Origin of the sequence: Rathayibacter sp. AY1F9 (assembly GCF_002932155.1) — a bacterium.
Lineage (GTDB): Bacteria > Actinomycetota > Actinomycetes > Actinomycetales > Microbacteriaceae > Rathayibacter.
In genome coordinates, this window is the sequence record NZ_PSVA01000011.1 from 104,940 (window position 1) to 112,561 (window position 7,622).

Sequence of the window (7,622 nt, forward strand, 5' to 3'; positions counted from 1 at the left end):
TGCGCTCCCGCGCGGCCTCCGACGAGTGTACCGGCGCCCCGCTCCTCGGCCGCCGCGCCCCGCCGCGCGGGGCCGCGGCTCTAGCGCCGCGCTCGCGGGTGCGCGGACGTGTAGACGTCCCGGAGCGTGTCCGCCGTCACCAGCGTGTAGATCTGCGTCGTCGCCACCGAGGCGTGCCCGAGGAGCTCCTGCACCACGCGGACGTCGGCACCGCCCGCGAGCAGGTGGGTCGCGAACGAGTGCCGGAAGGTGTGCGGCGAGATCTCCCGGTCCAGCCCGGCCTTCTCGGCGACGGCGCGGATGACCAGCCAGGCGCTCTGCCGCGACAGGCGGCTCCCGCGGACCCCCAGGAAGAGCGCCGGCGTCGCGCGCCCCCTCCGCGAGAGCTCGGGCCGCGCACGGACGAGGTACTCGTCGACCGCCTCGCGGGCGAAGCGGCCGAGCGGCACCATCCGCTGCTTGGACCCCTTGCCCGTCAGCCGCACCACCTCCGCGGCGACCACGTCGTCGACGTTCAGGTCCACCGCCTCCGAGATGCGCGCGCCCGTCGCGTAGAGCAGCTCCAGCAGGGCCCGGTCCCGCAGGTCCGCGAGCTCCTCGCCGCGCGCCGCGTCGAGCAGTGCCGCCATCTGCTCGACCGTGACCGCCTTCGGCAGGGTCATCGGGACCTTCGGCGGCATCACGTCCCGGGCAACGTCGTCCGCGACGACCCCCTCCTCGAGGGCGAAGCGGTGCAGCCCTCGGACGCTCGAGAGGATCCGTGCGCGCGAGCTCGCCGCGAGCGGCCGCTCCGGGCGTGCGGCCAGCCAGGAGGAGAACTCCCCCACGTCGACCCGTCCGAGCTGCGCCAGATCGACGGTCCCGCGCTCCTCGAGCCAGCCGAGGTAGAGCTCCAGGTCGCGCCGGTAGGCCGCGAGGGTGTGCGCCGAGAGCCCGCGCTCCACGCTCGCCTGCCGGAGGTACGCCTCGGCGCAGGCGCGGGGGCTCACCCCCGGGGGTGGCGGACCCGCGGGTGGCGCGTCCACGGCGAGGACGCGTCGCCCAGCCCGTCCCAGTCGCGCGAGCGGAACGCGTGCGCCGCGAGCACCGCGATCGTCAGCGAGGGGTTCTGCACCCGGCGGGCGAGGACCGCCTCGACCGCCTCGTCCAGCGGCACCCACCGCAGCTCCATGTCCGCCTCTTCCGCCTCGCGGTCGAAGGCGGAGCCGGTGGACGAGAGCCCGCGGGCCAGGTAGATCCGGATGACCTCGTCGCTGCCGCCCGGCGAGGTGGCGAACTCCGAGAGCAGGTCCCAGCGCTCGGCCTGCAGGTCCGTCTCCTCGCCCAGCTCCCGCTGAGCGGCGACCAGGGGATCCTCGCCCTCGACGTCGAGCAGGCCGGCCGGGATCTCCCACTCGCGGGTGCGGACAGGGTGCCGGTACTGCTTGATCAGGGCGACGCGGTCCTCGTCGTCGAGGGCCAGCACGGCGACGGCTCCCGTGTGATCGAGGAACTCCCGGCGCAGCTCGCCGCCGCCGTAGCGGAACGTCTCGGCGCGGACGCCCCAGACCATCCCGTCGAAGACGCGCTCACTGGTCAGGACCTCCGGCTCGACGAGCTCGTCCGACAGCGGCTCACTCATCGGCGCCCGCCTCCGATGCCGGGAAGAGGCGCGAGGCCTCCTGGCGCTCGAGGGCGGCGGTCACGAGGCCGCGGAAGAGCGGGTGCGCGGCGTTCGGGCGCGAGCGGAGCTCCGGGTGCGCCTGCGTGCCCACGTAGTAGGGGTGCTTCTCGCGGGGCAGCTCGACGTACTCCACGAGGTGGCCGTCGGGCGAGAGGCCCGAGAACCAGAGCCCCGCCTCGGCGATCCGGTCGCGGTAGCGGTTGTTGACCTCGTAGCGGTGACGGTGGCGCTCGGCAGCCTCAGGTGCGCCGTACACCTCGGCGACGATCGAGCCCTCGGCGAGCTCGGCCGTGTAGAGGCCGAGGCGCATCGTGCCGCCCATGTCCCCGGACGCGAGGATCTCGACCTGCTCGGCCATCGTCGCGATGACGGGGAACTCCGTCTCCGGGTCGAACTCCGACGACGAGGCCCCCTCGAGGCCGGCCTCGTTGCGGGCGTACTCGATGACCATGCACTGCAGGCCGAGGCAGAGCCCGAGCGTCGGTATCCCGTTCTCCCGTGCGAAGCGCAGCGCGCCGAGCTTGCCCTCGATGCCGCGGATGCCGAAGCCGCCGGGCACGCAGATGCCGTCGAGCTCGGAGAGCGCCTTGGCCGCAGCCTCGGGGTCCTCGAGCCCGTCGGAGGCGATCCAGCGGATGGCGACCTTCGTCTGCTGCGCGAAGCCGCCGGCCCGCAGAGCCTCCGTCACGGAGAGGTAGGCGTCGGGCAGGTCGATGTACTTCCCGACCAGGCCGATGGTGACCTCGTGCTTGGGCTCGTGCACGGCCTCGAGCAGTCGCGACCAGCCGTCCCAGACGACCTCGCCGGCCGGGAGGCCCAGCTGGTCGATGATGTAGGCGTCGAGGCCCTGCTCGTTGAGCATCTGCGGGATCTCGTAGATCGACGCGACGTCCTTGGCGTTGACCACGGCCTGCTCGTCGACGTCGCACATCAGCGCGATCTTGCGCTTGTTCGACTCCGACACGGGCCGGTCGCTCCGCAGCACCAGCGCGTCCGGCTGGATGCCGATCGAGCGCAGCGCCGCGACGGAGTGCTGGGTGGGCTTGGTCTTCTGCTCGCCGGAGGCGCCCATGAAGGGCACCAGCGAGACGTGCACGAAGAAGACGTTGCGGCGGCCGAGCTCGTGGCGGACCTGGCGGGCCGACTCGATGAACGGCTGGCTCTCGATGTCGCCGACGGTGCCGCCGATCTCGGTGATGATGACGTCCGGCTGCGGGTCGTCCTCCGACTGGAGGCGCATGCGCCGCTTGATCTCGTCCGTGATGTGCGGGATGACCTGGACCGTGTCGCCGAGGTACTCGCCGGCGCGCTCCCGCGCGATGACCCGCGAGTAGATCTGGCCGGTCGTGACGTTCGCGGCCTGGTTCAGGTTGATGTCGAGGAAGCGCTCGTAGTGGCCGATGTCGAGATCGGTCTCGGCGCCGTCGTCGGTCACGAAGACCTCGCCGTGCTGGAACGGGTTCATCGTCCCCGGGTCCACGTTGAGGTACGGGTCGAGCTTCTGCATGACGACGCGCAGCCCGCGCGCGGTCAGCAGGTTGCCCAGGCTCGCGGCCGTGAGTCCCTTGCCGAGCGAGGAGACGACACCGCCGGTGACGAAGATGTGCTTCGTGATCTTCGAGGCGGCGTCCTGCCCGGCCGTCGAAGCGTTCCGGGTCGAGGACCCGGAGGAGCCCTCGGGATCCGAGGGAGAAGAAGAGGAAAGGCCCGCGTTCGTAAAGTCCACCACGGGGTTCCACCGTAACAGCAGAACGGCGGCGGCGGACCGCCCGGGACGGATCGATGTCGTCCCGGGCCGCTCGCGATCAGCCCCGCCGACTCGATTCGAGGAGCTCCCGCGCATGAGCGAGAGCGTTGGCGGAGTCGGTGAGCCCCGAGAGCAGGCGCGCCATCTCGGACACCCGCTCCTCGGAGTCGAGTTGCGTCACGGCGCTCGAGGTCACCGCGCCGTCCGAGCCCTTCTCGACGCGGAGGTGGTTCGTGGCGAATGCGGCGACCTGCGCGAGGTGGGTCACCACGATGACCTGCGACGTCTCGGCGAGCCGCGCGAGCCGTCGGCCGATCTCGATCGCCGCCGCTCCGCCGACCCCTGCGTCGACCTCGTCGAAGACGAACGTCGGCACGGGGTCGTTGGCGGCGACCACGACCTCGATCGCGAGCATCACCCGCGAGAGCTCGCCTCCCGAGGCTCCGCGGGCGAGGGGCCGGGGTGCGGCCCCGGTGTGCGGCTGGAGCAGCATCTCGACGGAGTCGCGCCCGTGGACGCTCGGCTCCCCCGCGGCCGTCACCTTCACGTGCAGGCGCGCATCCGCCATGGCCAGCGCGGTGAGCTCGTCGCTGACCCGCTCCCCCAGCTCGGCGGCCGCCGCGGTCCGCAGCTCGGTCAGCCGGGTCGCGAGGCGGTCGACGAGGTCCGCGTCGGCCGCGGTGTCGGCCTCGAGAGCCGCGATCCTCTCGTCGTCGCCGTCGAGCTCGAGCAGGCGGAGTCCGGAGGAGTCCACCAGGTCGAGCACGTCGTCCAGGGTCGGTCCGTAGGTGCGGGCGAGCAGGGACAGCTCCGCCCGCCGGTTCTCGATCAGCTCCAGGTCGTGCGCGCCGTCGAGGTCGAGCTCCGCCAGGTAGGAGGAGAGCCCGCCGGCGGCGTCGACGAGGAGCACCGCCGCCTCGCCGAGCGTCTGGACCGTCGGCTGCAGGGCGGCGTCGTGCTCGGCCGCCCGCTCCAGCACGCGCCGCGCCGTCTCGAGGAGCCCGAGCGCGTCCCGCCCGTCCAGCTCCTCGGACGAGATCGCCTCGCGGGCCTCGCCAGCGGCGAGCCGGAGCTGCTCGATGCTCCCGAGCCGGGCGGACTGCGCCGCGAGCTCGACGTCCTCCCCGCGCTGGGGGGCGACCACCTCGATCTCGGCGAGGGCGGAGCGGAGCCGTTCGGCTTCGCGGGCGCGCGTCTCCCGGGCCTCGGTGAGCGAGTCGAGCTCCTCCCGGTTGGCCCGCCAGCGCTCGAAGGCGCTCGCGTAGTCGCGGAGGGCGTCGGCGAGACCGGGTCCGCCGAACCGGTCGAGCGCCTCGCGCTGCGCCGCGGCGGAGCGGAGGCGGATCTGGTCCGACTGCCCGTGCACGACGACCAGCTGATCGGCGAGCTCGCTCAGCACGCTGACCGGTGCGCTCCGGCCGCCGACGACGGCTCGCCCGCGTCCCTCCGCCGAGACCGAGCGCGCGAGGAGCAGCTCCGGGCCGTCGAGATCGCCGCCGGCGTCGTGGACGCGCTCGGCGACCGGGCCCTCCTCGGGGACCAGCCAGCGCCCCGACACCCAGGCCTGCTTCGCTCCCGAGCGCACCGCGGACGCGTCCGAGCGCGCGCCCAGCACGAGGCCGAGCGCCGTGACCACCATCGTCTTGCCGGCGCCGGTCTCGCCGGTGACCGCGGTGAAGCCCGGTCCGAGCGGGAGCGTCGCCTCGGCGATCACTCCGAGGTCGCGGATCTGCAGCTCTTCGAGCATCGGGCCTTACTCCGTCTCCGCCGACCCCCGCCATCCGCGGATGGGGAGACCGAACTTCTGCACGAGTCGATCGGTGAAGGGGGCGTCGTGCAGGCGCGCGAAGCGCACGGGCACGGGCGAGCGCCGGTAGACGACGCGCGCTCCCGGCGGCAGCTCGTAGGCGCGCCGGCCGTCGGCCCAGAGGACGCCGACGCCGTCGGTCCTCTCCTTGACCTCGACGGCGAGGCTCGACGACGGGCCCACGACGAGGGGCCGCGCGAAGAGCGCATGGGCACTGAGCGGAACGAGGAGCATCGCCTCGACGGTCGGCCACACGACGGGGCCGCCCCCGGAGAAGGCGTAAGCGGTGGAACCGGTCGGAGTGGACACGACGATGCCGTCGCAGCCGAAGCTCGACAGCGGACGTCCGTCGACGCCCACCATGACCTCGAGCATCCGCTCGCGGCTGCCCTTCTCGACCGTGGCCTCGTTGAGCGCCCAGGTCTCGTAGACGACGGCCTCGTCGATCTTGACGCGCACCTGCAGGGTCATCCGCTCCTCCACCGCGTAGTCGCCGTCGAGCGCACGGGCGACGGCGTCGTCGAGATCGTCCCGCTCGCTCTCCGCGAGGAACCCGACGTGGCCGAGGTTCACGCCGAGCAGAGGGGCCGTCCCGGACCGGACGATCTCCGCTGCGCGGAGGATGGTCCCGTCCCCGCCGAGCACGAACACGAGCTCGATGGACTCGAGCGGCACGTCGGACCCGAGCACGGCGACGTCGCTCAGATCCGGAGCGACCGCGACGATGTCGCCCTTGTCGTCGGCGCAGAGGACGGGGTGGGCGCCGGAGTTCCGGAGACGCTCGACGACGAGGACCGCCGCATCGAGGGAGTCCGTCCGTCCGGTATGGGCGACGACGAGGATGTTGCGCTCGTCACGAGGGGACTGCATCGAGGGTGTGTCCTTCTGGTCGGTCGACAGCGGCGGACACGATCGCGTCACCCGGTGGTGAGCGCGGTGACCGCGTCCCTCCATTCTGTCGGAATCGTTCCGCGGTCGCGGTGGAGGTGAGCCAGATACTCGCGATTCCCAGCGCCCCCCGGGAGTGGCGACTCGGCCAGCCCGACGACGCCGAGCCCCAGGTCCCACGCCGACCACAGGACGTCCGAGAGGGCCTCGCGACGCAGCTCCGGATCCCGGACGATCCCCTCCCGCACTCCCAAGCGGCCGACCTCGAACTGCGGCTTCACCAGCACCACGAAGTCGGCGAGCGGATCCACAGAGGCGGCGACCGGAAGCAGAACCATCCGCAGGGAGATGAAGGACACGTCGGACACGACCAGGTCCGGGACGATCTCCGTCCTGGCGGCTTCGGCGAGCCGGGCGGCGGTGAGATCCCGCGCATTGAACCCCTCCACCACGTGGACGCGATCGTCGGACCGGATCCGCGGAGCGAGCTGGGCATGCCCGACGTCGAGCGCGATCACCGAGGCGGCGCCGCGCTCGAGCAGGACCTGCGAGAACCCGCCCGTCGACGCCCCGACGTCGAGAGCGTTCCGGCCGGCGACTCGCACCGTCGCGAAGGTGTCGAGGGCGGCGAGCAGCTTGTGGGCGGCCCGGCTGACGTAGTGGTCGAGGCCGGCGACCGCGACGTCCTGATCGTCGCGCACGCGGATCGAGGGCTTCAGTGCAGGGACGCCGTCCACCGTCACCAGACCGTCGGCGATCATCCGAGCGGCATGGGTGCGGGATCGGGCGATACCCCGTTCGGCGAGAGCCGAGTCGAGTCGCGAGTCGTCGGTCATCGGTCGCGGTCCGCGTTCTCGAGTCGGATGCGCAGCTGCTCCTGCAGCTGGACGTATCCGGCTGCCCTCTCGTTGAGCGGAGTCTGCTCGATCCGGAGGAGCTCGTCTGACAGGACGTGTTCCTCCACGGCGTCGAAGCCGTTCTGGAGCGGCCTCGATTCCGGAGAGGGCGTCGGGTCGTGCTGAGTCATCGCTGCTCCTCGTTCCGGAGTCGGGCGACGACGGTCATCGTCGCTCCGGCCGGCCCTGTTCCTCCTCGAACAGAGACCGACCGGTTAAACAGCGATGGCCACCCATTTCTGGGTGGCCATCGTGAATGGTGTCCGGCGGTGTCCTACTCTCCCACAGGGTCCCCCCTGCAGTACCATCGGCGCTGAGAGTCTTAGCTTCCGGGTTCGGAATGTGACCGGGCGTTTCCCTCTCGCTATGGCCGCCGTAACCCTGGCGACACACGCACCCTAGGGCACATGGTCAAATCTGGGTTACACGCCGTGCGTGTATTCAATTGTTCCGCTCCTCCCGAAGGAGGATGCGGGGTGCCCGTCTTCTGGGAACCACAAAGTGGACGCAAGCAATCTCTGACCACTCCTACCAGCCTTTACAACGGTATGAGTGTAGTGATTATCAAGTTATCGGCTTATTAGTACCGGTCAGCTCCGACAGTCTTTAGTCCTGTCTTCC

Annotated in this window: 7 protein-coding genes and 1 rRNA gene; all 8 read right to left on the minus strand. The window is 71.6% G+C overall.

Annotated features, from left to right (window positions below; translation table 11 throughout):
- Positions 1 to 80: 80 nt before the first annotated feature.
- The 8 genes from xerD to rrf all read right to left on the minus strand — a co-directional run bounded on the left by xerD (position 81) and on the right by rrf (position 7,379).
- Entirely contained in the window at positions 81 to 989 is a 909-nt protein-coding gene (gene xerD, locus C5C37_RS09315; RefSeq protein WP_104225422.1) for a site-specific tyrosine recombinase XerD, read from the minus strand.
- Positions 986 to 1,621: an NUDIX hydrolase gene (locus tag C5C37_RS09320; RefSeq protein WP_104233392.1), complete on the minus strand. Its 636-nt coding sequence runs from the start codon at positions 1,619 to 1,621 to the stop codon at positions 986 to 988. The genes xerD and C5C37_RS09320 overlap by 4 nt, the downstream gene beginning before the upstream one ends.
- On the minus strand, positions 1,614 to 3,278 hold the full coding sequence (locus tag C5C37_RS09325) for a CTP synthase (RefSeq protein WP_104222604.1): 1,665 nt from the start codon (positions 3,276 to 3,278) through the stop codon (positions 1,614 to 1,616). The genes C5C37_RS09320 and C5C37_RS09325 overlap by 8 nt, the downstream gene beginning before the upstream one ends.
- A gap of 190 nt (positions 3,279 to 3,468) precedes the next feature.
- Positions 3,469 to 5,157 (minus strand): DNA repair protein RecN, encoded by a 1,689-nt coding sequence (recN, locus tag C5C37_RS09330; RefSeq protein ID WP_104247183.1) that lies wholly within the window; start codon positions 5,155 to 5,157, stop codon positions 3,469 to 3,471.
- Positions 5,158 to 5,163: 6 nt separating this feature from the next.
- Entirely contained in the window at positions 5,164 to 6,087 is a 924-nt protein-coding gene (locus C5C37_RS09335) for an NAD kinase (protein ID WP_104297474.1), read from the minus strand.
- Positions 6,088 to 6,134: 47 nt separating this feature from the next.
- Positions 6,135 to 6,941 (minus strand): TlyA family RNA methyltransferase, encoded by an 807-nt coding sequence (locus C5C37_RS09340; RefSeq protein WP_104338829.1) that lies wholly within the window; start codon positions 6,939 to 6,941, stop codon positions 6,135 to 6,137.
- Positions 6,938 to 7,132: a hypothetical protein gene (locus tag C5C37_RS09345; RefSeq protein WP_104225427.1), complete on the minus strand. Its 195-nt coding sequence runs from the start codon at positions 7,130 to 7,132 to the stop codon at positions 6,938 to 6,940. Before C5C37_RS09345 ends, C5C37_RS09340 begins: the two co-directional genes overlap by 4 nt.
- A 130-nt stretch (positions 7,133 to 7,262) precedes the next feature.
- Positions 7,263 to 7,379, minus strand: a 5S ribosomal RNA gene (gene rrf, locus C5C37_RS09350).
- Positions 7,380 to 7,622 lie beyond the last annotated feature (243 nt).